This window comes from Vibrio sp. 2304 (assembly GCF_033339475.1).
Lineage (GTDB): Bacteria > Pseudomonadota > Gammaproteobacteria > Enterobacterales > Vibrionaceae > Vibrio > Vibrio alginolyticus.
Map to the genome: position 1 here is coordinate 380,732 of NZ_JAWOUQ010000003.1, position 24,676 is coordinate 405,407.

General features: G+C 44.4%; 26 protein-coding genes. 14 read left to right on the forward strand and 12 right to left on the reverse strand.

Annotation, left to right across the window (positions count from 1 at the left end):
- The first annotated feature begins 60 nt into the window (after positions 1 to 60).
- Positions 61 to 906 (forward strand): tetratricopeptide repeat protein, encoded by an 846-nt coding sequence (locus R7P64_RS08880; protein ID WP_005373890.1) that lies wholly within the window; start codon positions 61 to 63, stop codon positions 904 to 906.
- Between the two features lie 13 nt (positions 907 to 919).
- A complete protein-coding gene (locus tag R7P64_RS08885; RefSeq protein WP_005373896.1) occupies positions 920 to 1,315 on the forward strand; it encodes a DUF2391 family protein in 396 nt (131 codons plus the stop codon).
- Positions 1,316 to 1,324: 9 nt separating this feature from the next.
- Here the strand turns inward: R7P64_RS08885 and soxR are convergent, their stop codons facing one another.
- Complete coding sequence (soxR, locus tag R7P64_RS08890) at positions 1,325 to 1,759, reverse strand: redox-sensitive transcriptional activator SoxR (protein ID WP_005373898.1); 435 nt, start codon at positions 1,757 to 1,759, stop codon at positions 1,325 to 1,327.
- 201 nt (positions 1,760 to 1,960) lie between these two features.
- On the opposite strand from soxR, the gene R7P64_RS08895 reads away from it, so the two are divergent.
- From R7P64_RS08895 to fusA, 5 genes are all read left to right on the forward strand, one after another.
- Positions 1,961 to 3,169, forward strand: coding sequence for an MFS transporter (locus R7P64_RS08895; protein ID WP_213903207.1), 1,209 nt, complete (start codon positions 1,961 to 1,963; stop codon positions 3,167 to 3,169).
- Between the two features lie 154 nt (positions 3,170 to 3,323).
- On the forward strand, positions 3,324 to 4,205 hold the full coding sequence (locus tag R7P64_RS08900) for a LysR family transcriptional regulator (RefSeq protein WP_005373905.1): 882 nt from the start codon (positions 3,324 to 3,326) through the stop codon (positions 4,203 to 4,205).
- A 101-nt stretch (positions 4,206 to 4,306) separates the two neighbouring features.
- Positions 4,307 to 5,311 (forward strand): N-acetyltransferase DgcN, encoded by a 1,005-nt coding sequence (gene dgcN / locus R7P64_RS08905; protein ID WP_005373907.1) that lies wholly within the window; start codon positions 4,307 to 4,309, stop codon positions 5,309 to 5,311.
- A gap of 50 nt (positions 5,312 to 5,361) precedes the next feature.
- Positions 5,362 to 6,354, forward strand: coding sequence for an N-acetyl-D-Glu racemase DgcA (gene dgcA, locus R7P64_RS08910; RefSeq protein WP_318123399.1), 993 nt, complete (start codon positions 5,362 to 5,364; stop codon positions 6,352 to 6,354).
- A 293-nt stretch (positions 6,355 to 6,647) separates the two neighbouring features.
- The gene (gene fusA / locus R7P64_RS08915; RefSeq protein WP_318118874.1) at positions 6,648 to 8,672 is read left to right on the forward strand and encodes an elongation factor G; all 2,025 of its coding nucleotides are present in this window, start codon (positions 6,648 to 6,650) and stop codon (positions 8,670 to 8,672) included.
- Positions 8,673 to 8,747: 75 nt separating this feature from the next.
- On the opposite strand, the gene R7P64_RS08920 is transcribed toward fusA, so the two are convergent.
- Positions 8,748 to 8,942, reverse strand: coding sequence for a hypothetical protein (locus tag R7P64_RS08920; protein ID WP_021484414.1), 195 nt, complete (start codon positions 8,940 to 8,942; stop codon positions 8,748 to 8,750).
- Between the two features lie 187 nt (positions 8,943 to 9,129).
- Between R7P64_RS08920 and R7P64_RS08925 the strand changes: the two genes are divergently transcribed.
- Positions 9,130 to 9,942, forward strand: a complete 813-nt coding sequence (locus tag R7P64_RS08925; RefSeq protein WP_318123401.1) for an aminoglycoside phosphotransferase family protein — start codon at positions 9,130 to 9,132, stop codon at positions 9,940 to 9,942.
- Here R7P64_RS08925 and nqrM read toward each other — a convergent pair.
- From nqrM to R7P64_RS08940, 3 genes are read right to left on the reverse strand one after another with little or no spacing between them, the layout of a single operon-like run.
- Positions 9,920 to 10,129: a (Na+)-NQR maturation NqrM gene (gene nqrM / locus R7P64_RS08930; RefSeq protein WP_017635136.1), complete on the reverse strand. Its 210-nt coding sequence runs from the start codon at positions 10,127 to 10,129 to the stop codon at positions 9,920 to 9,922. The genes R7P64_RS08925 and nqrM overlap by 23 nt on opposite strands.
- Before the next feature lies 1 nt (position 10,130).
- A complete protein-coding gene (locus R7P64_RS08935) occupies positions 10,131 to 10,637 on the reverse strand; it encodes a NifB/NifX family molybdenum-iron cluster-binding protein (RefSeq protein ID WP_064354519.1) in 507 nt (168 codons plus the stop codon).
- Positions 10,634 to 10,924: a DUF134 domain-containing protein gene (locus R7P64_RS08940; protein WP_005373924.1), complete on the reverse strand. Its 291-nt coding sequence runs from the start codon at positions 10,922 to 10,924 to the stop codon at positions 10,634 to 10,636. Before R7P64_RS08940 ends, R7P64_RS08935 begins: the two co-directional genes overlap by 4 nt.
- Before the next feature lie 500 nt (positions 10,925 to 11,424).
- Here R7P64_RS08940 and R7P64_RS08945 point away from each other — a divergent pair, with 500 nt between their 5' ends.
- The 4 genes from R7P64_RS08945 to ompV all read left to right on the forward strand — a co-directional run bounded on the left by R7P64_RS08945 (position 11,425) and on the right by ompV (position 15,338).
- The gene (locus R7P64_RS08945) at positions 11,425 to 12,324 is read left to right on the forward strand and encodes an ABC transporter permease (protein ID WP_064354518.1); all 900 of its coding nucleotides are present in this window, start codon (positions 11,425 to 11,427) and stop codon (positions 12,322 to 12,324) included.
- The gene (locus R7P64_RS08950; protein ID WP_318118870.1) at positions 12,317 to 13,546 is read left to right on the forward strand and encodes a glycine betaine/L-proline ABC transporter ATP-binding protein; all 1,230 of its coding nucleotides are present in this window, start codon (positions 12,317 to 12,319) and stop codon (positions 13,544 to 13,546) included. Before R7P64_RS08945 ends, R7P64_RS08950 begins: the two co-directional genes overlap by 8 nt.
- 260 nt (positions 13,547 to 13,806) lie before the next feature.
- Positions 13,807 to 14,340, forward strand: coding sequence for a copper resistance protein NlpE (locus R7P64_RS08955; RefSeq protein WP_005373930.1), 534 nt, complete (start codon positions 13,807 to 13,809; stop codon positions 14,338 to 14,340).
- A gap of 221 nt (positions 14,341 to 14,561) precedes the next feature.
- On the forward strand, positions 14,562 to 15,338 hold the full coding sequence (ompV, locus tag R7P64_RS08960; protein ID WP_017635134.1) for an outer membrane protein OmpV: 777 nt from the start codon (positions 14,562 to 14,564) through the stop codon (positions 15,336 to 15,338).
- Between the two features lie 75 nt (positions 15,339 to 15,413).
- Here ompV and R7P64_RS08965 read toward each other — a convergent pair whose 3' ends face one another.
- The 3 genes from R7P64_RS08965 to R7P64_RS08975 form a co-directional block, all read right to left on the reverse strand.
- Positions 15,414 to 17,081 carry an ABC transporter substrate-binding protein gene (locus R7P64_RS08965; RefSeq protein WP_225491676.1) on the reverse strand — a complete coding sequence of 556 codons (1,668 nt, stop codon included), beginning with the start codon at positions 17,079 to 17,081 and terminating at the stop codon, positions 15,414 to 15,416.
- A gap of 160 nt (positions 17,082 to 17,241) precedes the next feature.
- Positions 17,242 to 17,856, reverse strand: coding sequence for an outer membrane beta-barrel protein (locus tag R7P64_RS08970; RefSeq protein ID WP_005373936.1), 615 nt, complete (start codon positions 17,854 to 17,856; stop codon positions 17,242 to 17,244).
- Between the two features lie 180 nt (positions 17,857 to 18,036).
- On the reverse strand, positions 18,037 to 18,921 hold the full coding sequence (locus R7P64_RS08975; protein ID WP_213866887.1) for a LysR family transcriptional regulator: 885 nt from the start codon (positions 18,919 to 18,921) through the stop codon (positions 18,037 to 18,039).
- A 93-nt stretch (positions 18,922 to 19,014) separates the two neighbouring features.
- On the opposite strand from R7P64_RS08975, the gene R7P64_RS08980 reads away from it, so the two are divergent.
- Positions 19,015 to 19,896 carry a DMT family transporter gene (locus R7P64_RS08980; RefSeq protein WP_005373940.1) on the forward strand — a complete coding sequence of 294 codons (882 nt, stop codon included), beginning with the start codon at positions 19,015 to 19,017 and terminating at the stop codon, positions 19,894 to 19,896.
- A 63-nt stretch (positions 19,897 to 19,959) separates the two neighbouring features.
- Here the strand turns inward: R7P64_RS08980 and R7P64_RS08985 are convergent, their stop codons facing one another.
- The 4 genes from R7P64_RS08985 to pncB form a co-directional block, all read right to left on the reverse strand.
- Positions 19,960 to 20,739: a methyltransferase domain-containing protein gene (locus tag R7P64_RS08985; protein WP_318118868.1), complete on the reverse strand. Its 780-nt coding sequence runs from the start codon at positions 20,737 to 20,739 to the stop codon at positions 19,960 to 19,962.
- A 170-nt stretch (positions 20,740 to 20,909) separates the two neighbouring features.
- A complete protein-coding gene (locus R7P64_RS08990; RefSeq protein ID WP_005373945.1) occupies positions 20,910 to 21,428 on the reverse strand; it encodes a glycine zipper 2TM domain-containing protein in 519 nt (172 codons plus the stop codon).
- Between the two features lie 214 nt (positions 21,429 to 21,642).
- Complete coding sequence (locus R7P64_RS08995; protein WP_005373947.1) at positions 21,643 to 22,002, reverse strand: hypothetical protein; 360 nt, start codon at positions 22,000 to 22,002, stop codon at positions 21,643 to 21,645.
- 320 nt (positions 22,003 to 22,322) lie between these two features.
- Positions 22,323 to 23,633 (reverse strand): nicotinate phosphoribosyltransferase, encoded by a 1,311-nt coding sequence (gene pncB, locus R7P64_RS09000; RefSeq protein ID WP_258457526.1) that lies wholly within the window; start codon positions 23,631 to 23,633, stop codon positions 22,323 to 22,325.
- A 298-nt stretch (positions 23,634 to 23,931) separates the two neighbouring features.
- Here pncB and R7P64_RS09005 point away from each other — a divergent pair, with 298 nt between their 5' ends.
- Positions 23,932 to 24,657 (forward strand): NUDIX domain-containing protein, encoded by a 726-nt coding sequence (locus R7P64_RS09005; RefSeq protein WP_005373953.1) that lies wholly within the window; start codon positions 23,932 to 23,934, stop codon positions 24,655 to 24,657.
- Positions 24,658 to 24,676 lie beyond the last annotated feature (19 nt).

Sequence of the window (24,676 nt, forward strand, 5' to 3'; positions counted from 1 at the left end):
TTTGTGCTATTTGCTATTGTTGCATGGTCTATCTGTACTCTTCTCGTGAAAGGACGTTATATGCGCTTATTTATTGGTATTTTTTTCTCGCTGATACTTGCCTTGCCAACAATGGCATCGGAGGAAAAGTATTCAGAATCGGATCTGTTAGATAGGCCATTAATGGAACGCTATATTTTAGATGAACTAAAAGCGCTGCGTCAGGACTATCAAAGCCTAGAAAAGCGAATGATCACAGAGATCACCGATCGCGAGCTAACGGTCGCAGATAAATCGTTGAACTATGCCAACGTGACCGTTACATACTTCTTCTACATCATTGCTGGTGTCGCATCGCTGATTGCCTTTGTCGGATGGCAATCTCTGCGTGAGTTTAAACACAACACCAAAGAGATGGCTGATAAACGATTGGAGAAGATCGCCCAAGAATACGAGAAAAAGTTTGTCGCCCTTGAGCGAGATTTAAAACGCAAAACTCGCATTATCAGTGAAAACAACAAAGAGATTGAGAAAATCAACGAGATCCATAACTTATGGCTACGTGCACAAAGCTCTCAAACTCCAGAGCAACGTATTGAAATCTATGATGAAATATTATTAATTCGTCCAGGTGATTTAGAAGCATTGACTTACAAAGCCGACGCAGCGATGGAAATCAACGAATACCATTGGGCACTTAGCATTTGTAACCGCGTACTTGAAGTCGATTACACCAACGGCCCTGCACTGTATCAACGCGCGTGTGCATACTCTCGCCTTGGTATCGAAGAGCAAGCTATTGAAGACTTGGAACGCGCAATTGAATACAGCCCATCCATTCGTGATTTACTTGCCGAAGAACGAGACCTCGAATTGCTGCACGGTAATGAGCGTTTTGAAAAGCTCTTACATCTAGCAAGCGAATAATGGAATAAACAGCATGAGCAGCCACTTTAATCTAGAAGACGCTAGCCAAGTATTGGTTGGCGCTTTTGCCCTAGCAGTCCCGATCTCATTTTCGGAGGAAGCGTGGCGATTGGGTGAGAGCCTACCAATGGCAAACTTGCTCATGCTGTTAAGTCTTTCTGTCATTTTCCTCAGTTTTTTCGCGTATCAAAGCGTGTTTCAAAGCCACATCAAGAATCGCGTATCCATCTTTATTTTTCGTGTGGTTATCGCGTACCTCATTGCGGCCGTTGTGGTAGCGTTAGTTCTTTTCTGTCTTGATAAGCTGCCACTCATGAATGAGCCTTTGGTTGCGATAAAGCGCGTTATCGTCATCACAATGCCTGCTTCGATGGGCGCGATCGTAGTCGACAGTTTCGACAAAGAATAGAGATAATCGCTACTCTTCTTCTAACGTTAAGTTCGACCCCGAGTGGTCTTTCCCTAATACATCTTCTGGGTTTCGCAGTGCGCAGGTTTCTAACGACAAGCACCCGCAGCCAATGCATCCGCCTAAATCGTTTTGCAACGCTTTAAGTTTTTGAATCTTTTGTTCTAACTGTTCATGCCAATGGCTTGCCATTTCTTCCCATTGCGCTTTGTTAGGGGCTTGGTGTTTCGGCAGTTCATCTAACGCATGTTTAATTTCTTCTAACGACAACCCAACTTGCTGCGCTGCTTTGATCACCGCAACACGGCGCAACACACTGCGATGGTAGCGACGCTGATTACCTTGATTTCTCCAACTCGAAATCAATCCTTTTTGCTCGTAAAAATGTAGGGCAGATACTTTCACTCCAGAACGTTTTGCCACTTCTCCTACGCTGATTTCCATCCTTGACTCCCTGTGTATCAATTTTGTTAAAAAAATGCTTTACCTCAAGTTTACTTGAGGTTTTAAAGTTGCACCATCTTAATTAACGCTAAACCCCGGCGATCTCAAGATAATGTGTTCAGCGCGAACGACTTGGTTGTTAAACACAAGACAGTTGGACATCAACCTTTTGAAATACATCGGGAGTTAGAGGCAAACATAATGAAAAATAAAACTCAGCCGTACTTAGCTGGCCGCTTCTTCGACAGCATTTCCTCTGGCTTATTCATGATGGCACTGCCATGGGTCATGCTTTCCGAACCTAACATGGGCACTTTCGTCGCTTTAGTTTCTCTGAGCTGCACCGCGATTTCTTTTCTAGCAACGCCTTTCTTTTCCACTTTAATTGACCGACATTCACGCAAAGTACTACTCGTGCTCAATCAATGGATTCAATCGGGTATGGCTTTGGTGGTGTTCATTGCTTATTGGTTAGGGTTTGAGTCACACTGGTTGCTGGCTTTTGCGCAATTGGTGTATTGGGTTTCGAGTAATTTTGCATGGACGACCAACAATGCCTTCACCCAAGAAAATTATCAGCACCATGAGTATGCGAAAATTTCGGGTCAGCAAGAAATTGTAATGCAATCCACGACCCTCGGAGCTGGCGCGTTGGGTATTGTTTTGCTTGAAATGTGGGGTATGAAAGAGTTTGCTTTGTTTGCGGCCAGCGCCTCTGCGTTAGCAGCGATGTTCTATATTCTGACGCCTTATACCCAACAATTAAGGGCATCAAAATCCGTTGCTTTCATCGCGCAACTCAAAGAGAGCAAACAAATATTCCGTCTCGAACCTCGATTTTATGGCTTTATTCTGCTCTCTTGCCTCTCTTATCCTGCATTGACGTATTTGAGCAAACTGGTGCCGATTTGGTTTTCTGAACAAGGCATCTCTGGCGATTGGTTTGCAGGGTTCAACATCAGTTTTGGCCTCGGCTCGTTGCTAACCGGCTTTATTGTCACCAAAGTGCTAAGCCGTGCCTCCCATAGCCACATTATGTTCGCTTCGATGGTTATGGTCTCTTTTGCGCTTATCGGGATGAGTTTTGCGATGAGCCCGCTGATCATCTTGTTGTTTACGGCGCTGTTTGGCGTATTTAACGCGCTAAATCGCATTGCGAGAGTCAACTGGATGCATCACACCGTAGCGGTTCATCAACGAGGTCGCGTCGATGGCGGCATCAGCATGTTTGCCACCACCATTCAATCTCTCAGTTACGTCCTGATTGCAATATTGAGTCATTACGAACTAACACAATACGGTTTTGCAATCGCAGCCGCTGTCATGGTGTTAGCAGTGATTTTGATGGGATTACTCAGCCGAGACGTCGAGCCGTTTAACGACCTGCCCCTTCATGCAGCAGCAAAGTGAAGCATAGAAATTGAGAAGTTGAGAAATTGAAAAAGCGAGATAGGAAGGCAACCAACATCGTCTTCCTATTTTTTACGCTAGCACTTTTGCCTCTATCGCTTATCAGCAAGGTTGGGTATTCTGAGGTGACCAACATAAGCAGAGGGAAATCGCAGTGAACTTAAGGCAATTAGAAGTCTTTTACGCCATTATGCAAGCAGGAACGGTGTCAGGCGCGGCTCGCTTACTGCACGTTTCCCAACCTAATGTCACTCGAGTTCTCGCCCATACAGAACAACAACTGAGCTTCGCTTTATTTGAGCGTGTAAAGGGCCGTCTCGTTCCAACTCAAGAAGCCAAAGCCTTATTGCCAGAGGCTGAAAAAGTCTATCAACAACTCGGACAATTTCGCTCTCTGACCAACAAAGTCAAACAGGGAACTCAACATTTACGAGTTGGTGCTCCGCCTGTTTTGGCCGCACACTTGTTAGCGCCGACTGTCGCGTTGCTGTCGAAAGAGCACGGCATCTCCTTTGAGCTCTCAACGGCTAATCGCGATGAGCTGTGCTCAGGTTTACTGAAACATGAACTGGATGTCGCCATTGCGTTCGGTGAAGAAACGCCACCAGCGATCATGGGACACATGTTATTAAAAGAAAACTTGGCGCTAATTGCCCCTAAAAGCGCAGCGATACCCACAGAAAAAACCGTCACTTTAGAAGAACTCATCAGTCACGATTTACCCATTATCGGTTTAGATAGCCGAGACCCTCTGGGCTTGCTGTTACATCAAACCTTGTCAGCGCGTGACGAGCATTATCAACATGCCATTACCGTCCGCAGCTACTCCGCGGCGGCTGAACTGGTGAAAAACGAAGCAGGATTCGCGATTGTAGACCCTTGGACTGCAAAACAATATCGCCAAGATAATGCCGTTTCCGTGCATGCTTTGGAGCCAAATATGTCCTTCTCCGTCTCTATTTTATTCGCAGAGCACACACCTCAATCCATTGCGACAAAGCAATTTATCACCGCCCTAAAACAACAGATGGGTTAAAGGTATAACCTGAAGTTATACCTGCCTAACAAATAAGCATTCGGTTTCCTAAATCAGTCTGGCTACATTAATGAGCAATAACGATGACGAAGGGAACCATCATGCAAATTGCTCAACCTTACCTACTCTTTCTTGGCGATGTAACCGATCCACTCGCAGCAAAAACCGCGCGTGGCATATACCAATGGCGACCTGAGATTTGTCTTGGCCAAATCCGCCTGACGCCAGAAACCGTATCGCTTGGTTTAACCGACATGACACTACAACAAGCGCAGCAGCAAGGAGCAAAAACGCTGGTGCTCGGCACGGCAAATCCAGGAGGCGTCATTCCCGAAGCTTGGCAAGCAACCTTACTTGAAGCGGCAGAGATGGGATTTGAAATTGCATCGGGCATGCACCAACGTTTGGCGGAACTTTCTCCTCTTGCCGATCTAGAACAACGCGGATTAACCAAACTGTATGATGTTCGCCATTATGATGCCCCGCTCAAGGTCGGCAATGGCAAAGCTCGCGCAGGCAAGCGAGTACTTACTGTAGGAACAGATTGCTCCGTTGGCAAAATGTACTCTGCCCTCGCCATTGAGCACACATTAAAGCGTAAAAACTGTCGCGCAGAGTTCAAAGCAACGGGTCAAACTGGAATTCTCATCGCAGGCAGTGGCATTTCAATTGATGCCGTAGTTGCCGATTTTATCTCCGGCGCAGTAGAAACGATCAGCCCTGAGTTCACCGATCACGATTGGGACATCATCGAAGGGCAAGGTTCGTTATTTAACCCTTCGTTTGCTGGCGTAAGTTTGGGCTTACTTCACGGCGCACAAGCTGACGCTCTGATACTGTGCCATGAGATTGGTCGCCCGCACATCCGCAACTTACCACATGCGAGCTTGCCAACCATTGAACAAACGATAGAAGCGAATCTGGCCGCTGCTCGCCTAACAAATCCAAACGCTCAATTAGTGGGTATTTGCTTAAACACTTCGGCGCTCAGCGAAGAAGATGCTGCCCAGTTATGCCAGGATTGGAGCGACAAATACCAAGTGCCCGTCACCGACCCTGTACGTTTTGGCGTTGATGCGGTTGCAGATAGGCTCCTTACGATTTAAGAAACATTTACGGTTTAGAAAATAACTGCGGTTTAGGGAAAACTAGTGAGATGAAAATTCATGTAGAACCTGTCACGATTGCCATGGCGACACCATTTCGCATCTCTCGCGGCAGTCGGACAGAGTGCCACGTAGTCCGAGTGACAATTGAACATCGAGGCATGACCGCCCAAGGTGAATGCACGCCATACCCTCGTTATGGTGAATCGGTTGAATCGGTGATTAAGGCGATTTCTCACGCCGCACATGAACTGCAAAGTTTGTATGCCAAAGGCGAAGCTGATGTCATGGTTCTCAAAAGCCAGCTTCAATCGTTATTGCCCGCGGGGGCGGCAAGAAATGCATTGGATTGCGCCCTTTGGCATCTTCACGCGCTTTTGAGCCACAAGCAGCAGGTTAACGACCTCTTTACGTTACCCGAGGCGATTGTGACGGCGATGACGGTTTCTATCGACACGCCGCAAGCGATGGCCAAACAGGCGCAAGCTTACCTTAGTCAAGGCGCAAAACTGCTTAAGGTAAAACTGGATGGTGAAAACGTGATTGAGCGCGTTGCCGCAGTACGCGACGCCGCGCCGCACGCGCAAATTGTTTTAGATGCGAATGAAGCGTGGCAAAACCTCGACCTCGCTACGGTATTTGCTCAACTCGAACCGTTTAATATCACCATGATCGAGCAACCGTTGCCACAAGACTGCGACGACGTACTCACCAGCATTCCGCACCCCATTCCACTTTGCGCCGATGAAAGTTGTCACACCAGAGAGCAATTGCATCAACTGGTTGGAAAATATGAAATGGTGAACATTAAGCTAGATAAAACAGGCGGGCTCAGTGAAGCATTATTGCTGGCCGACGATGCAAAAAAACTCGGTTTTAGCCTCATGTCCGGTTGTATGTTGGGGACGTCGCTGGCGATGCGTGCTGCGTTACCTATTGCTGCTCAGGCAAGCGTTGTCGATCTTGATGGCCCGGTGTTGCTCGGACAAGATGTAACGCCGAGCTTAGTTTATCGCGACGGCGAAATCGTTCTTTCCAAATAGCCTAAATAATCCCGAGGTTTTGATCGAAAAGTCAGAACCTCTGAGTTTATGAACTCGATTAAAAAACAATCAGCCCCATCATGAAATAAGTCACATAAATTATACGGTTATTACGGCATGCTAAGATTACAGTAGTCCAAGAAGGTGGTCTTATGCATCGAGTCATCCGGAAAATGACATGGAAGACGAATAGGCGGTAATCCCGCCCTACTCCAATGCAGTGCGTGGGTTTCTATAGCAACCCACTTCCTAGCAATTCGTAGGTTTTTCATGCCATCTTGCAAGGAGGCTCTATGCCTATCAACAAAATACGCAATATCGCTTTTGTCGGCCAAACCGGGACCGGTAAAACCACGCTGATAGAAAAACTGCTCTTCACCTGCGATGCCACGCACCATTTAGGCAGCGTAGAAAAAGGCGATACCGTTACCGACTTCGACCCTCAATCCATCCAATATCAACACAGTATTGAAGCAACGCCAGTCGCACTGCGCTGGAATAAACACCGGCTCAATATCATCGACACTCCGGGACAAAACGAGTTACTTGGCCGTACTATCAGCGTTTTTCCTGCCGTTGAAACATCCGCCCTTGTCATCGACCCTCAAACACCACTAAACCAAACTTCCGATCGCTTATTCACCTTTGCTAAAGAGCAGCAAAAATGTCAGATGATCATCATCAATAAGCTCGATAACCACGGTAATCAGTTAGAAAGATTGATGGAGAACATCGTTGAGCATTTTGGGGACCACTGCTTGCCGATCAACTTACCTTCGGCTGACGGGGAATCTGTAGTTGACTGCTATTTCGAACCAGAATTGGGACGAGAAACCTTACTTGCAACGGTAGATGAAGCTCATGAGACCTTAATTGACCAAGTTATCGAAGTCGATGAAGAACTGATGGAACTGTATCTGGAACAAGGCTCCGAACTCACCGCGGAGCAACTGCATGATCCGTTTGAAGAAGCACTGAGAACTGGACATGTGATTCCGGTCTGTTTTGCCTCAGCACAAACCGGCGCGGGCGTCGAGTTGCTGCTGCGCACCTTGGCGGAGATCATGCCCATGCCAAACGAGGGTAATCCTCCTCTACTGGAAAAGAACGGCAAAAAAATCAAAGTAAATTGCGAAACCTTAGAGCACACCGTCGCACACGTGTACAAAGTCAGCGTCGACCCATACATGGGAAAACTTGCCTACTTACGTGTGTATCAGGGTGAAATCAATGCGGGCAGCCAGCTTTATATTGGCGAAAGCAACAAGGCATTTAAAGTTGGGCACTTATATCAACTGCAGGGCAAAGATAGAACCGAGATCCCTCGTGCGCTTGCGGGCGACTTCTGCGTTTTAGCCAAAGTGGATGATCTCGAATTCGATTCAATCGTTCATGACTCTCACGAAGAAGATGGTGTTCAACTCAAAACGTTGGACCTTCCTGACTCCATGTATTCTTTGTGCTTGAAGCCTCTTAAGCGTGGAGATGAGCAAAAATTAGGAGATGTGCTGAATAAAATTGCCAGTGAAGACCCTTCGCTGCGCATCGAACATCGCGCTCGCACCAACGAAACCATCATCAGCGGCCAAGGGGAGTTTCACCTCAAAGTCGCATTAGAAAAGATGGCGAACGTGTACAAACTGGACGTCGAAACCTGCCAACCAAGCGTCGAATACTTTGAAACCATCACCAAACCTGCCGAAGGGCATTATCGACACAAAAAACAAAGTGGCGGTGCAGGCCAGTTTGGTGAAGTGCAATTGAAGGTTCGTCCACTCGAACGTGGCGCTGGATTTAAGTTCATCAACAAAGTGGTGGGTGGCGCTATTCCAACCGCGCTCATTCCTGCTGTTGAAAAAGGTATTTTGCAAGCGTTAGAGGAAGGCGCGATTTCTGGCAACCCAATTAAGGATGTGGAAGTCACCGTTTATGACGGTAAATATCACTCCGTCGATTCGAAAGAAATAGCGTTTGTCATCGCAGGTAAGAAAGCCTTTTTAGATGCGATTAACAACGCCGATCCTATTGTGCTAGAACCCATTGTCCAGATGGAACTGCACATCCCAACCGCGAACGTTGGCGATGTTTCTGGAGATTTATCTGGAAACCGAGGCTTGATCGAAGGTACCGAGCCAATAGATAACAGCTTCACCTTACTCAGAGCCAAGTCACCAGTAAACGAGCTGCAAGATTACGCTCGTCGATTACGCTCCATCACTGGTGGTGAAGGCAGCTTTAGTATGACCTTAAGCCATTACGAGCCCGCGCCACCAGCAGTGCAAAAACAGGTCTGCCAAGGCAGTGCACAACAAGGTTAATTCCCTACGATTCAAATCAATCACATAAACAAAAAAGCGCCCTCATTTTGAGGGCGCTTTTAGGTAAAAGAAAAACTATTTATCGAGAGAAAAACCTATCTGACTGATTTTGCTTTCAAACTCTTCGATGCTGTTCGCTTTGTAAGTCGGAGCACCGTTAAAGTAGCGCGGTTTCTCTGGCAGCATCGCATTTTTCAGCTCTTGTTCTTGGTCGATATTGTCATGGTAAACCGTTACACGATTTGGAATATCCTGCTTCATTACAGCCATTTTGGTTCTCCTTTATTAAGACGAATAGTAAGCGTAGAACGAATTTATCGGAGTACAGACGAGACTGTGTAAAATTTAGACACTCACAGCAAAATCATATTTAAACAGTTGCATTTAATATTTTTGAGGCACTTTGTCGTGGCTATTGGCAAACGTGAGTGCAGCGATTAAGGTGAGCTCTCTCTACATGAAGACAGGAAGTCCGGTGTCGCAACAAGAACTCAACCAAATGGGCAGTGCCAAAGTTTTTCTCATCGAAAAAGATGGCGTCCAAGTAATAGAAAAACGTAACCCTACTCAAATAGAAGTGGCGTTTTATCAACGCTATGCCGAGCAGTTTAACGCGCTTGGAATACACGTACCGCGCTTGATTCAACTCGACGACCAGAAAAACGTTCTGTACATTGAATACGTTCCCCACGCAGTCGAGCAAGCATTCTTACTTGAAGATGATCGAGTCATTGAACAACTCGTCAAACTGCACCGACTTCCACCAACATCAGATGGTGTTTATCACCGCCACCAGTGGACACCACAAGCGACTCAACAAGCACTCACTACACTTAAACTGGGCTCAGAGACAGAACAGTTCTTCCACCAGCTACAAAAACGATCGGCGCACCTTTTTGATGGACAGAACTTGATCTCCGGAGACTCGAATGCTGGAAACTGGGGACAGCGTAGAAATGGCGAGCTGGTGCCGTTCGACTGGGAGCGTTTTTCTACAGGGCATGTCGCGATAGATTTAGCGCCGCTCATCGAGGGCATGGGCACATTTGATGATTACTTGAACGTAGCAGACAAGTATATAAAGTGCTCAGAGAAAGGTGAAACAACAGAATTGGCGCGCGATATCGGACTAGCAAAAGCGTGGATCGTTGTCGAGGTAGTCAACATACTGGTCTCCAGAGAGAATCCGCAGACCAGCAAGTATTTGGACTGGTTTCGGCAAACCTTGCCGCAATGGGCCAAAAGCCTTAGCGCTCAGGTGATGAGTTAGGCTCTGAGATTTGATATAAACGCCTTTCAGGTTCTGCGCATGAGGTTTCGCAGTTGCATACTTTATCAACACCGACGTTGTTTAAACCGCCGCAACTTCCTTGAATACGCTTGTTATGAAAAATGACGCCAAGTGACATCAACAAAATGATTGCGAGAAAACCAAGAAAGGTAAATAACCAAACCATATTAACCTGCCTTATTAGCCATCGACTCTAGCTTAAGTATAGCAGGGCTAGATGTTGCTTTGAGTAGCGCTTTAGGTCTTGCCAACAAGGAGGGTTTTGATTTTTGGCCACCACAACCACAGGAGCCGCAGCCGCCTTTTTGTTTGTGAACACTTTTCTTATGATTGTTTGATGGGCGTCCTTGAGAGGGCTCAATCAAAGGCTCTCTTGGAACCGCAAGCACATCTTCCAATGAACTACGAGTAGACAGCCTAAATACTGGCGTGCCACTGCTAAGTAGCTTTGCCAATGCACGTTCACCGATATTTCGCACAAGAACAGCATCCACATTGTACCCTTGTAGAGACTGAATCAACTGAGACTTCGCATTACAACCAGCTTGTGGCATAGAAGCAATGTTCGCTAAGTTTTTTAGCATACCGTCAGTATCAGAATAAATAGCAATGTATGGTGCTTTTACAAAGTGGTTTGCCACCCGCTCACCATCATTAGGAATAGCATAAATCATAAGTTTGACTCCTCATTCGGAAAAACTAATGCATGACCTTCAACTAAACTTTTTGCGACTTTCAATCTTGCACTTTTTACTGTGTTACCAAAAGTTTGTCTGGAAACGCCCATCTGCTCCGCAGCTTGCTGCTGGCTAAGCCCCTCTAAGTCGGCTAAACGTAGCGCTTCTAACTCTTCTGGTAATATGGCGACTTGCTCCAACTGATTAAATGGAATGCCATTGGGCTTAAAGCAATGGTGAGCCGCACGTCCGCATATTCGTCTTTCTATCTTTGGTCTTGCCATCATTGTCCCTCAAAAACACAGAGTCAAATTACGCCTTAAACTGGCATATGCCAATAACATTTTTAGCATATGCCAATAAACTAAGTTTGCAAAAATCAACACGACAAATACGTAATACATCAGCATTAATTAGACATCTAATAATTTAGGAATTTTGATGACAAACGAACAAAAAGATCAATTCTAATTAACCGGATAATAAAAACGTTAGTTTGCGCAGATTTTTCATACAAATACACGCTAATGTGTTCATTTTATTGAAGAAGAAAAACTATAATCCAAGCAAATCATTAGTTTGAACACTAATGATTGTTTTATTTAAAAGGATGTATACCTAAGGAACGAAAAAGAGAAGTTTGACAACATTGGTCTGAGCTTAAAGGGTAATACGTTCGATACAGAACCTGTCGAACGACCATTACTTGGCCTAGGTGCCCTACTCTTCTTGCCAAATTAAGTTTCTTGAAAGCGCTTAGGTATATCAGAAAAAGGAAGTACATATGTCTGACTCAAATTGGCTCAGCGAATTCCCGGAAATGGATGCCTCTGATCTCAGGGCGATTCGCAAAACACTCGACGGCGCCTACAGAGATTTCTCTCGCGAGTATGGTGAACTCATTGAGTCTCTGTTTGATCCGCTCCTTTCGTTTCTTGTCTGGTTTGAAAAACTTCTGATTTCTACACCTTGGTTCATTATTTTAGGTGTCTGCACCACTCTCGTTTATGCCGCCAGCCGCTCTTGGAAACTGGCCGCTGCATGTTTTGGTTCGCTGATTCTGATTGGCTATTTTGGAATGTGGGAAGACACTATGCGTACGCTCAGTATCATCACTGTATGTACTATGCTTGCCATCGCACTTGGTATCCCTATCGGCATCGCTATGGCGCGCTCTAATCGCATTCAGTCGGTGGTAACACCATTACTCGACGTCATGCAGACCATGCCGGCATTTGTGTATCTCATTCCAGTTGTGATGTTATTGGGCATTGGGAAAATTCCTGGCCTTATCGCAGTAGTGATCTACGCGATTCCACCGGTTATTCGTTTAACCAATTTGGGCATTCGTCTAGTTGATAAAGAAGTATTGGAAGCCGCAACCGCATTTGGTGCCAGCACTCGGCAACGGCTTTTTGGGGTTCAGCTTCCGCTTGCAATGCCAACCATCATGGCGGGAATTAACCAAACGATCATGATGGCACTGTCAATGGTGGTCATCGCATCAATGATTGGGGTAAAAGGTTTAGGTCAGCCTGTTCTAAAGTCTATTACCAATCAATATTTCACTCTTGGTCTTCTCAATGGTTTAGCAATTGTCGCCCTAGCAATCCTTTTTGATCGTGCTTCACAAGCGTATGCGAAACGCACTCAAGCTCATTTAGGAGACTCAAAACATGACTAGTCCACTTATCGAAATCAGCGGTCTGTATAAAATCTTCGGCCCCAAACCCAATAGCGTGATTGAGCGCGTTAAGTTGGGACATAGTAAAGAGCAGGTTTTAGCGGAAACGGGCCACACGGTCGGACTAAAAGACATCAACCTGCAAATTCAAAAGGGTGAAATTTTTGTCATTATGGGATTATCCGGTTCTGGAAAATCCACCATGATTCGCCACTTCAACCGATTAATCGATCCAACCATGGGGCAGATTTTGGTAGAAGGGGTGGATGTCATACAACTTTCGAACAAAGAGCTTGAACAGTTTCGCCGTCACAAGATGTCTATGGTGTTCCAGCGCTTTGGCTTGCTGCCTCATCGCACTGTTATCGACAACATCGCATATGGTTTGGAAGTTCAGGGAATGAATAAAGAGGCGCGCTTAGAAAAAGCAAATGAATGGTTAGAAACCGTTGGACTGACGGGTTATGAGCACCAGTATCCTGCTCAACTATCGGGTGGACAGCAACAGCGTGTGGGCCTTGCACGGGCACTGGCTACCGACGCCGAAATACTGTTGATGGACGAGGCTTTCTCGGCATTGGACCCTCTGATTCGGAGCGAAATGCAAGATCAGCTGGTAGAGCTGCAACAGAAGCTGCACAAAACCATTATTTTCATTACTCATGATTTAGATGAAGCGCTTCGACTTGGCGATCGCATCGCGATTCTTAAAGACGGTGAACTTGTCCAACAAGGTTCACCAGACGAAATTTTACTGCATCCTGCCGATGAGTACGTTGAAGCCTTTGTAAAAGACGTCAATAGAGCGCGAGCACTGACGGTCGAAACGCTGATGCAGCCACCTTCGTACTGTGTTCGCGCTGAAACCATTGAAGATGCACTGAGTGAAATGAAACGTGTTAAACGTGATTATGCCTACCATGAGACCAATGCAGGCTATCAAGGCGTGATAACACAGCAAGGATTGCTAAACGCAGCGAAGTTAACTCATATATCAGATTGGCGTGATGATATCTATGAAGAGGTGCCTATCATCTCTCCACATTTAGCCATTGAGCAAGTGCTGACTGAAGTCACGTCGTGTGAATATTCACTGCCCGTCATCGATGAGCACGGCCATTTGAAAGGCGAATTAAATCGTCAGGTTATTGCGGAGCTGTTTTCTGATCAACGAAGCACAAAACGGGGCACTTCACGCTCAAGCTTCAATAACGTCTCTTAGATGATGTTGATAATACAGCTCACAACAATGTGGGCTGTTATCAATTAACTCGCTCACAATCCCCTTTTAGATATTTGTCTGTGGGCTCAAGCTTGATACCCAAAGCAACATTTACATTGTTCTGATTTTCCTGACAATTTCATGCTCATATCCGGTTTTATTGACATAGTTAGATCATTCTATTGCTTTTTGATGACGCAAATCCTCGATAAATGTCTACTATTACTCTCATACAAAATCTTGATTTAAAGAGGGATAAAATGAAAAAGACAATGTTGGCACTAACAGGCGCGGTAATCATTCTTGCAGGCTGTCAAGATGAGAAACCTGCCGAAACAAGCGCAGTTGAAGTACCTCAAGCAACGGAAACTGAAGTCACCACCAGTGCAGACGTTACGACTGAGACAATTGACACGTTACCAGTAGAAGAAGAACAAGTAATTACTGAAGAGACATTTGTAGACTCTGAACACAACGCACAAAGTGCTCTGGACTGGAACGGCACCTACAAAGGAACACTACCTTGCGCGGATTGTGCTGGTATCGATATGACCATCACACTAAATCAAGATGGCACTTACGTACTTGAAGAAAGCTACCAAGACAAAGAAGACGGTCAATCAAAATCTGAAGGTCAATTCACTTGGGACGCAAATGGCAGCATCGTAACGTTGACAAATGAAGATGCACCAAACCAATACTTTGTTGGTGAAAACGTACTTATGAAGCTAGACATGAATGGCGAAAAAGTAACGGGTGACCTAGCACCACTATACAACTTAACGAAACAGTAAGAAGTTAGTATCAATACCTGATAAATACCTCAAATCCGAGCCACCCCAGCTCGGATTTTTCGTTATTTTAACGAAAGCTATTCCAGCAACCTTTCTATTCTGAAGCAACATTCTGCTTCTTACCCTGATTGTTCATTACATTTCCATACGCTTTGCCGATAGATGCTTACAACATCATTTTGTACAGTGTTCAAAACAAAACAGAACAACTCGGAAAAATGATGAAAAAAACATTAATTGCACTACTTACTTTGACAGCTGCTGGCTCAGCTTTCGCTGGCGATACTTACATTCGTAACGGTAACATCTACAACAACGAAGGCGGTTGGAACGTAGAAGCTGGTGTGGCTCAAGGCAGCGATCTTTTCAAAGATCAAAAGCATAATACAGCACCAATTCTCAACGGTGGTTACCATGGTGACGACTTTAATGCCGACCTAAGTGGCATTAACTACCGCTTCTTCGGTAACACCAATGAGTTAATCAACATGAGTGCCTACCTTGTAGGTAGCGGTGTAATGCGCGACGGTGATACAGCGAAAAGCCTAAAAGGCACAGATAAACGCCGTTTCGCCGTCGATCTAGGTTTAAACGCAGACTTTACACTGGATCAAAACAACGTCATTTCTACGTACCTTCAGCACGATATCAGTGGTGCTTACAAAGGTTACTTAGCGGGCGCGACTTACTTCCACATCATGAAATTCGGTAGTGTTGATTTTGTTCCTTTTGCTAACCTAACTTATCAAAGTGAAGACTACGTAGATTATTACTTTGGTGTAAAACAACGCGAAGCAAACGCAAACCGCAAAGCATACAAAGGTGATTCAACGGTAAGCTATGGTGTGGGCTACAAACTTGTTATGCCAATCAACGACAACTGGCAAGTAAGCCAAATGACACAATACACGCGCCTAGGCAGCGGTATCAGCGACTCTTCTATCGTTGATAGCGCAAACCAATGGGTTGTTGGCGCAAGTGTGTCGTACAACTTCTAATCCGATACGCCCTTATAAAGCCATCATTTCGATGGCTTTATGCGTTGGACATTTGCATAATCTTGAACACCGACGTTAGTGTGAATGAGCAATCCATAACCTATGTAAATCGCTATAGCCTGTATTCTTCACCTGCACACCTCGCACTTGCTGTGTTTTTGTCACTTCTTCGTAGCCAACAAACAAAGGCAAATATAGGTACTGATCGCGCAGCGCTTTCTCTAGGTTTAATAAAGACTGTAGCGAGTGATCATCTGCCATCGCCCTGCGAACCTTTTCTCTATGGCTTAACATCTGGCTTTGATCAAAACTAAAACGCAGTCCAGTTGCTATCGACAGCCATTCGAAGATGCCATATTCAAATGGTGCTTCCATGACTTCCTCAATGAAGAGCAAATCTGCTTGGTGAGACACTACCTCAGGAAAACTAATGTCATCAATAACAATGATCTCTAACTCTAATCCCGTTGCACGAATCACACTGTGCAACCATTCGGAATGACGAATTAAACTCGGAATCGTCCAGACAGGTTCAGCTAATACCACTTTACCTTTCAGTTTAGGTATCACAACACCATCTGTTATTGATAAATCTTGCTCGTGAGTCTCTAACTGAATGCTGTCAACGGCACTTGGCGCATCATAAATTTGCTTTTGCACATGGATGTAATCAGCGAGTTGATACCAAGTCTCTTTTGTGAGTTGGGATTCCACGCGTTCGCGGTAGGTCAGATATGAAAATGCGCTAATTTTTTCCACTTCAACGTGATCGGAGCTTTGGTTAAAGCTCAACATATTTAAGGTTTTAACATCACCATGAGACAGCGTTATTTGATCTAACAATGCGCGTGCTGAAAAATACTCTTTGTGCGCTTCAAGAGTCATACTCTCCTGGTTCCAGCCGCTGATTTTAAATGGCCCAGTCCCTATGTGGTAGGAATAACTAGAACCGAAAGAGACGACATCTCGACACAGAATAGACGCATGAGGAGTTGCTAGCATGTATGGAAACAACTTGTTCGGATACTTCAATATGATTTTTAAGCAGTTAGATGTTTCTGCAACCACGCTATCAATGCATTGCCAGAGCTCGTGAACTGGTCCTTTTATCTCCCTAAGTCTTTCTATACTCCAAACCACATCCTGTATGTTAAGGGGCTCGCCATCATGGCGATATATGCCTGGCCGCAACCATAACGTCATTACCTTGCCTTCCATTTTCCATTCGTGTGCTAACGATGGCTCGATACCACCATTGGAATTTTGGGTCAGCAATACGTCATAAACGCTTTTCGCGACGTGTAATTCAGTGTGACGGTAAGTATTCGCAGGGTCGATTTTGGATACCCAAGGGTAAGAAGAAATCAAAATAGCGTTATTTGATTCATTCAATCGATTCACTTTTTCAGATGCGATAGTTAGTGCTCTAACCGCGGTTTGACCGAACCAATCAATAAGTTTCGTTATTGAGTTCATTCTTCCTCTGCCAAGCTCCTCAACCAAAAACTCGGTCATCGCTTGTTGGAGGGAAATATTAATACTGAGACGGCTAGCGTTACTTCGGCCAATCGCAGGTTGCCAATCGACCCAATCGTAAGTGGCAAGCTTTTTCATCACAATAGAAACATTGCGCCTCGACGTGCAAACCACCGCTTCTAGCTCAGAAAGCGTAACAAGGTGATACTGGTGAGGTTCAAAGTGCTTTAACAGTAGATCCAGATACCTAAGATTGACATCGTTCACAAAGATTCCTAAGAGTTATTCCAAAGCAAAAAAATAGCACAGGACGCTTAGCAACTAAACTTCCTGTGCTATATCTAAACAAATTCAAATCTTGGACTCAGCTCGACCAACAGAAGTCACAAACGTTTACTAAGCCAAGAGGTAACTTGAATAAGTATTCTTAGAAACGGTAGCTCATACCTACAGAGAATACATTGATGTCTGCATCAACCGTTACTTTTTCATTGCCAAATTTCGCAATGTCTAGCTCAGGCATCATGTATTCCCATTCAACTTGTAGAGCAAAGTTTTCAGTAATAGCGAACTCTGCGCCTAAACCGTACATGCCTGTTACAGTGCTGTCAGAAATGGTGGTATGGCCTGCGCTACCGTCAATCACAGAGTTGCTAATTTTGAATTCAGCATTGAAGTAAGAAAGACCAGCTTTAGCAAAAAGGTTGAAACGATCGCCAATCGGTAGAGTCGCTTTTGGCTGAATCGATAGATACTTCATATCACCAACAGTAACAACTTTGCCGTCTAAAGCATCGTAACCACCAATGGCTGCTTCTAGAGAAATGTATTCGTTGAATTTGTAACCACCGAATACTTTGCCTGAAAGGCTTGAGTCATCTTCAAGTTTAAGTTTAGTGCTAGCGTTAGTACCACCACCATTGATAGAGCCATTAACATCACCAAACGATGCTTGACCTACAGATGCACCAACGTAAGGAGCTGCGTTTGCAACAGAACATGTTGCTAGAAGGGCTGTCATTAGCCATGTTTTTTTAAACATTGTATTTCACTGCCTGTTAATTATTGAGGTTGTGTTTTGCCCATCCTTAAGCATGCCATGCTATCCATTTCACTTGGTTTCAAAACCAAGTGGATGTTAATGAATAAAAACTCAATAAAACATGAAATATTTAGACACAACTTTGCCACTTTCTTTCTTAATTTTGACAATTTAGTCATTTCACAAGCATTGCTGCTTCAACCAGTTAGTGAGCTTGATGATTTCCGCTTGCTTGGCTCGACTCTTTTTATGAATAAAATAGAAGCTGTCGCCGGTTTCCAATCCATGAGAAGGGATATACACCAAATCGTGCGCTTTATCTCTTTCATTAAGCATAAAATCATTCGCAAATGCGATGCCTTGGTCATAACGCGCCGCCTCAATTGCCAACAACATATGACTAAAATGTTGAACATCGACATCTTTCGGCAAGGTGTAACCGCCCGCTATACACCACTCAGCCCAGTCTTTTCCTCTCTCACGATAAATTGAGTCTGTCGACAAAATAGGGTATCGCCAAAGCGCTTCTGGAATCGGTTGATCTTGCAACTCTTTCCAAATTTTATGGCTGCAGACCGGATACAGCGTCTCCGCGTATAACTTTACCGACATGTAGTTTCGCTTTGGCTTTTCTACCGTGATAAAACAATCGCCAACGCTGTCTGTCTGTTCAGGATCACCAACGACCATATTGAGTGTCAGATCGATTTCTGGATGTAAGCGCTTAAAATCAGACAAACGCGGAATAAGCCACTTTACGGCAAGCGAGCTATAAATCGCCAACCGTATGCTGCCTTTGTCCCCTTCTCGCACCTTTTGGCTGGCCATCGCAATTGAGCTAATTGCTGGGCTAATATCCTCTAAATAGCGGGTGCCCGTATCGGACAAAGAGAGCTTTCTGCCTTGACGGATAAATAATGATTCACCCAAATAATCTTCTAATAGTCGTATCTGGTGACTAACGGCACTTTGCGTCACATTGAGTTCTTCAGCAGCAAGCGAAAAGCTAGAGTTTCTGGCAACAGATTCAAAACAGTGAACCGCTCTGAGTGGTGGCAATTTCATTATCTAAAAATCTCATACTTAAACTAATAAATATCACTTCACTTCATCCTATGACATCACCTACTCTTTGGCAAAGACAGAGGAGAGGAAAAAGTGAAAGTTACATCGGTCGGAGCAGCGATGCTGCTATTAATTGTTGGAAATCTCATTGCGGTGCTTTCGGACTCTTTAATTAAAAGTGTCGGAAATGAAGTGCCTATTTTTCAATTTGTCTTTTTCCGACAAATTTCAGCGGTGCTTTTCCTGCTGCCAGTCTACTTGCTAACAAAAAATGCGCCTTTTCTTGAAGGGTTTAAGTGGCATGCTGTTCGCGCTCACGTATGGTTACTTGGTGCAATATTCATGGTTTTGGCGATCTCATCTTTACCGCTCGCAACTGCGAATGCGATCTTTTACGCCGCGCCATTGATCATGTTGCCACTTGCAGCAATCTTTTTTGGAGAACAGTTGTCTAAGCAATCGGTCGCCGCAGCGATAATGGGCTTTGCCGGTGTGTTAGTCATCATTCGTCCAGACCAAATCGATTGGGCAGCAATTTCAGCTTTAGTTGTTGCAATTACTTTAGCAATCAATAACTTGCTCATTCGAAAACTGCCAAAAAATCAGTCTGTGATGCAAACATTATTGATGACAAACTTGGCAGGTATTCCAGTAGCCTTCTTGCTTGTTCTGATCGAAGCAGAACCTTGGGACTGGAGTGCTTTCCCTGTTGCTGCTGGCTCAAGTTTGTTCATCATGATTTATGCAGCAACATGTGTCATCGCTTACCGCTCGATCGATAGCAACAAAATTGCCAGCGCTGAATACAGTGGCTTAATTGGTGCCGTGTTTGTGGGATTGATTTGGTTTGGAGAAGTGCCTGATATATTTATGGCAATAGGAACCATTATGATTGTTGTGCCTCTCGTTTGGCTTTCTAAACGAGAGCGTCGAAAGAAAAAGTTGCAAGAGCAACAAGAAGCGCACGTTACTTAAAGTTGTGCTCTAACCCAAAGACTAAAAAACCGAGCCGTAAGTGCTCGGTTTTTTTATGTGGCTCTAATCGGTTTTTACGTAAGCGACTACGTGAGATAAAAACTGCCTTGCAAAGCGATCATTAAACCGGATGCGATATTCATGCTCGGCTTCCGACACTAGACGCCAGCCTTCAGCAAAGTATTCTTTGATATCATCAACCGCCTCTTCTTTATTTTTGATGTGTTTCGCGTTCCACTGATAAGTGCAAGAGACAACGATCAGCCCACCCACCTTGGTGGTTTTTTTTAGAGCATTGATCACGCTAAGTGGCGACTCACATTGATCAATCACATTTAAACATACGACTAAATCAAAGCGAGATTGGAGAGTATCGAGCTCAAAAGGCTGGTTAATTAGCGTCAAATCAACATGAGCACATTTCTGTACGATATCTCTATTCTCTACCTCTAAAGTGTTTAAGGTGTTCACATCGTGAAGGTAAGTAAGCTCGACGCGTTGTTCTTCTATTAATAGTTGCTTCAAGCCATCCATTAACCTATTTGAAGGCTCCACAAGCGTCGCTTCTTTAAGGTTAGGTAAGCGTTGCACTAACTCATAATAATTTCTTCCCAGCGCCGCCCCAACCTCAAGTAGGGAATACGGCTGAACGCTGCTTTCGATTACCGCCTGCGCAATAAAATCAGCAACTTGAGAGCAGTGAGGTGATGACAAAAAAGAAAGTGGGACTTGTTTTGAGCGACTGCTTATCATCTCAATCTGTTGATCCTCAATGAACTTGTCGAACCATTGCGCTTCGAAATAACCAGCCAGACCGTGCTCGGTCAGGTAAAAATCTTCCATGTTTTTTCCGTTCGTACTTTAAGAAAAGTGATTGTATCGAACGCGGAAATTAACGGGTATTTCTGGCCGCACATTCCAATAGGAAAACAGATGAAAACGCCGCTTATGTGAAAAAGCCCTTTCATCTCAAAGATAAAAGGGCTTGTTAATCGCTTCGGTTAAGTCGCTAACTATTGTGGTAGAACAACGTTACCATCTTGAATTGGGAACGTTTTTGTCGCTGGCTTGCTCGCCAAACGAACCGTCGTTGGTGCACCTGAAACTTCGTAAGTGACGTCGTAACCCACTACTTTATCAGATGTCGTATATTCTGTATGACACTGTTTTTTCGTCGTTGTTACTACATCACCTTTTTGCACATTCTCCTGGATCTTACGACCTGTCAGTGCACCAGCAATCGTACCAGCTGCAGTTGCAATCACTTTACCTGAGCCACCACCGATTTGGTTGCCCAGCGCTGCTCCAGCTGCTGCGCCACCAACCGTACCAATAATTTTATTGTCATCCGCAGGGGCAACTTGCTCGGTTACTACCACGTCTTTACATACTTGGTGCGGCTTTTTCACCGTTTCAGTCACCGCTTCAACCAAAGTAATGTTTGCTTGAGTTGGAGCTGGTGGCGTTTTGTCTTTACAGCCTGCTAGTACAGCAACAACTGCCGTTGCAATTGCGATAGATTTCATATTCATGATTTACATCCCAGTATGGTTTGCTTTGATGAGCGTTATGGTAAATCGCAAAAGGGAAATCACATCAGACGAAAACAAACCCTCTGTTATTAACAAGTAAAGAAACACTGTTTTATAAGAGGTACGTCAAGAAACACTCAGCAGAATGTCAACAGAGCTAAAACTGTATCACTACTGATTATGATTGGGCTGGACTAGTCTATGAGATTTATTTTTAAGCCAAGCTCAAAAATAGTTCGTCATCCGTTAAATACTTATGACGGTGGCTTAGATTACGCACGTGCATAAACATAAAATCAGGGAAACCAGGCGCTATAATGTTATTTGGTTCCCAGCATACACCGCCAACAAACACATATCGCCCCTGCTTGTCATCTTCGTGAAGAGGGTTATTAAGAGGAGAAGAAAACTCTGCTCGGCAACCTTCAACCACACAAACAATTTGTCCTTTAAAAAGGCCAATCACGCGCTTTACAAGATTTGCCTTGATACCACACTTCCATGCTTGGCGAGTGGCCATCTCATAGCCATATTTTCGGATCGCTTTCTTTTGCAAATGTACTACTAGGTTCATTTTGACTCCTGATTCAAGCAACTACGTGAAGCCCAAAGTCATAAAAGCAGATAGACGTCTATACCCGAGTGAGCTCATGGTACGTGGGAATAAACTACGTGATTAGACTAAGTTTAGTGTCGGATGAGATACACCGTCCACGATGCTGTAACGTATCGATTTACACCAATCAAAGGCAGATAACACATCAACTTTTGAGTGCTTTCCTGCGCTGTATCTGGTTACTTCTGTATATTACTATAACGAAATCACCCTCCACGTTTACCTATATAAATTTGTCGTAACGATAGAGGGTGCTTATCATGGAGAGAGGATAACGCCTACGCGTCGATGAGATAATTTTGACCTTCAGTTTCTAAACGATCGATCATTTTACGACACTCATTTAAATCAAGAGGTTGTTCAAAGCGGCGCTTGAGATTCATCAAAAAGAAGATATCTTCACACATGGCTTTCTCAGGTTCGTCACTAATTTTGGCGACCGGTGAACCATTGCACGTGACCATTTTTATCACGATAGAAAGTGGCTGGTAGGCTTCACCATCTTTATTGACATAATCACCCATATCATTGGCAAGAAAAGTACCGATACCAAAACTCACCTGAATACGTCCTTGGAAATACTCGCAAATATCTAACGCTTGTTCGAAGTTAAGTCCGTCGGTAAACACCAGTGTTTTTGTTAATGGGTCTATATTCAGCGACTGGTAGTGTGCAATCATTTTTTCACCCCAGCTATAAGGGCAACCACTATCGTGACGTACACCGAAGTACGCGTTACTTAGTTCTTCATCAAAGTCTTTAAGGAAAGCATCGATACCAATCGTATCGGTTAACGCAATACCTAGTGCACCATCAAACATTTTTTGCCAACGTTGCAACGCCACTTTTTGCGAATCTCGCACATTCACCAGAGCTTGGTGTCCCATAAACCATTCATGAGCAACGGTGCCGATAGGCGTCAAATTCAGCTCTTTTGCTAAGTGATAGTTGCTTGTTCCTGTCAAACATTCCGGCACTTCCTGGCACAAATATTCCAGCATAGTGCGCTGAGCTTGAAAGGAAAAACGTCGACGCGTCGACATGTCAGAAAATTTAAAGTTAGTAATGTTACGACGTTTTAGTTCCGACTTTAGGTGTCGAACTTTCTCTTCTAAAACAGTGGTAAATTGCGCAACAGGGATATCTGACCAACGCTGACGGCTACGAACTTCAGACACGATGCTCATGATGATCGTTTCGTACAAGATGGTATCTCGCCACAAACCGTTAATGGTAATTCTTAACTGGCTTGAGCCATCAGCCATGGCTTTATTATGGAAAGAGACATCACTTTGTGGGTTGAAACGGAAATGGCGCAGTGCATCAACAAAGTCAGGATTCAGGTAAGGCGCGACACGCTTAATATATTCAATTTCTTCTTGCGTAAATTGAATATCTTGCAGTTTAAGGACTTCGGCTTTTACCTCGGGCAAAAGCTCAGAGAGGTCTTCCTCACTGCGCACGATAAACTTATATGACACCATCGCATCAGGGTAAAGCGCTGTTACAGCGCTCATCATATTGACTTTGTAGACATCGAAATCCAAAGCGCTTTGAATGATGCGGGAAGAAAATAGTTTGGTGGTCATTAGGTGCCCTTCTACATGCCCTTCCTGGGTATATAACTTTTTGTTACTAACTAATTTGCGTAAACAATAAACACCCATCTATAGTTTGTCAACTTTTGTTACTAACCACTCATTTTTATAAGGTTTTTTTGTCTAGAATTCGAGCAAGTATTGTGAATAAGTCAGAGTCATCCGTAAATTTATGCTCAAACCGTATTAAGAACACTACCGAAAACGTTTCTAACAACTCGTTACTTACCCATTGATTGACCACTTGTTATGCGCTAGATTACTTACAAATCAATATTAGGACCCAACCATGATCGTATCTGTCGACATTATTCCATTCAGGCTATCTGGCTGTGCCGATAAGGGATTGGAAGTGTTGTTGATTAAACGTTCAAATCCAAATCGGCCATACCATGGAGTCTGGGCACTACCGGGCGGATTTGTCTTTGATAAAGACTTAACCAGTGAAGGCGGACGCCCGGCCGATGAAAACTTTGAAGCGGCGCGTCGCCGAATTTGCCGTGAGAAAATCCATACCTACCCTCGCCATTTTAGCGAAGCGTTTATCGACGGTGATCCAAAGCGCGATCCAGAAGACTGGAGCTTAAACATTACGCACTACGCCTTAGTCGATCGTAACAATGTAGAGCAAATAAATAATGCAGGTGTACCGGAATGCCAACTTAAATGGTTTTCGCTACAGGCTATTCTCAATGGAGAAGAAACCCTCGCATTTGATCATCAAAAAACCATTGAAAAAGCGTGGCAAAAGCTTCGTGCATCCATTGAATACACATCGGTTCTTTTGTTTGCATTAGACAAAGAGTTTTTGGTTGCGGACATCATTTCTGCTTATCAAGAGTTTGGTATTGATATCAGCCGAATGACGATTAAGCGCCGCTTGATAGATTCAGGCGTACTAAAACCCACTAATAAAGTCGCTTCTACCAACAAAGGTAAAGGTGGAAAACCCGCAATGGTATATACGCTGACTAGCGACGAAGTAACCTTTTTTCAAAACTGTTTGCGTGGATAAACGCAGACAATCAGACAGA

What these genes read in the sequence shown, in the direction of transcription:
- R7P64_RS08880 (WP_005373890.1), top strand. Translation starts at nt 61, where the DNA reads ATGCGCTTATTTATTGGTATTTTTTTCTCGCTGATACTTGCCTTGCCA.
- R7P64_RS08885 (WP_005373896.1), top strand. Translation starts at nt 920, where the DNA reads ATGAGCAGCCACTTTAATCTAGAAGACGCTAGCCAAGTATTGGTTGGC.
- soxR (WP_005373898.1), bottom strand. Translation starts at nt 1,759, where the DNA reads ATGGAAATCAGCGTAGGAGAAGTGGCAAAACGTTCTGGAGTGAAAGTA.
- R7P64_RS08895 (WP_213903207.1), top strand. Translation starts at nt 1,961, where the DNA reads ATGAAAAATAAAACTCAGCCGTACTTAGCTGGCCGCTTCTTCGACAGC.
- dgcN (WP_005373907.1), top strand. Translation starts at nt 4,307, where the DNA reads ATGCAAATTGCTCAACCTTACCTACTCTTTCTTGGCGATGTAACCGAT.
- dgcA (WP_318123399.1), top strand. Translation starts at nt 5,362, where the DNA reads ATGAAAATTCATGTAGAACCTGTCACGATTGCCATGGCGACACCATTT.
- fusA (WP_318118874.1), top strand. Translation starts at nt 6,648, where the DNA reads ATGCCTATCAACAAAATACGCAATATCGCTTTTGTCGGCCAAACCGGG.
- R7P64_RS08920 (WP_021484414.1), bottom strand. Translation starts at nt 8,942, where the DNA reads ATGGCTGTAATGAAGCAGGATATTCCAAATCGTGTAACGGTTTACCAT.
- R7P64_RS08925 (WP_318123401.1), top strand. Translation starts at nt 9,130, where the DNA reads ATGAAGACAGGAAGTCCGGTGTCGCAACAAGAACTCAACCAAATGGGC.
- nqrM (WP_017635136.1), bottom strand. Translation starts at nt 10,129, where the DNA reads ATGGTTTGGTTATTTACCTTTCTTGGTTTTCTCGCAATCATTTTGTTG.
- R7P64_RS08935 (WP_064354519.1), bottom strand. Translation starts at nt 10,637, where the DNA reads ATGATTTATGCTATTCCTAATGATGGTGAGCGGGTGGCAAACCACTTT.
- R7P64_RS08940 (WP_005373924.1), bottom strand. Translation starts at nt 10,924, where the DNA reads ATGGCAAGACCAAAGATAGAAAGACGAATATGCGGACGTGCGGCTCAC.
- R7P64_RS08945 (WP_064354518.1), top strand. Translation starts at nt 11,425, where the DNA reads ATGTCTGACTCAAATTGGCTCAGCGAATTCCCGGAAATGGATGCCTCT.
- R7P64_RS08950 (WP_318118870.1), top strand. Translation starts at nt 12,317, where the DNA reads ATGACTAGTCCACTTATCGAAATCAGCGGTCTGTATAAAATCTTCGGC.
- R7P64_RS08955 (WP_005373930.1), top strand. Translation starts at nt 13,807, where the DNA reads ATGAAAAAGACAATGTTGGCACTAACAGGCGCGGTAATCATTCTTGCA.
- ompV (WP_017635134.1), top strand. Translation starts at nt 14,562, where the DNA reads ATGAAAAAAACATTAATTGCACTACTTACTTTGACAGCTGCTGGCTCA.
- R7P64_RS08970 (WP_005373936.1), bottom strand. Translation starts at nt 17,856, where the DNA reads ATGTTTAAAAAAACATGGCTAATGACAGCCCTTCTAGCAACATGTTCT.
- R7P64_RS08975 (WP_213866887.1), bottom strand. Translation starts at nt 18,921, where the DNA reads ATGAAATTGCCACCACTCAGAGCGGTTCACTGTTTTGAATCTGTTGCC.
- R7P64_RS08985 (WP_318118868.1), bottom strand. Translation starts at nt 20,739, where the DNA reads ATGGAAGATTTTTACCTGACCGAGCACGGTCTGGCTGGTTATTTCGAA.
- R7P64_RS08990 (WP_005373945.1), bottom strand. Translation starts at nt 21,428, where the DNA reads ATGAATATGAAATCTATCGCAATTGCAACGGCAGTTGTTGCTGTACTA.
- R7P64_RS08995 (WP_005373947.1), bottom strand. Translation starts at nt 22,002, where the DNA reads ATGAACCTAGTAGTACATTTGCAAAAGAAAGCGATCCGAAAATATGGC.
- pncB (WP_258457526.1), bottom strand. Translation starts at nt 23,633, where the DNA reads ATGACCACCAAACTATTTTCTTCCCGCATCATTCAAAGCGCTTTGGAT.
- R7P64_RS09005 (WP_005373953.1), top strand. Translation starts at nt 23,932, where the DNA reads ATGATCGTATCTGTCGACATTATTCCATTCAGGCTATCTGGCTGTGCC.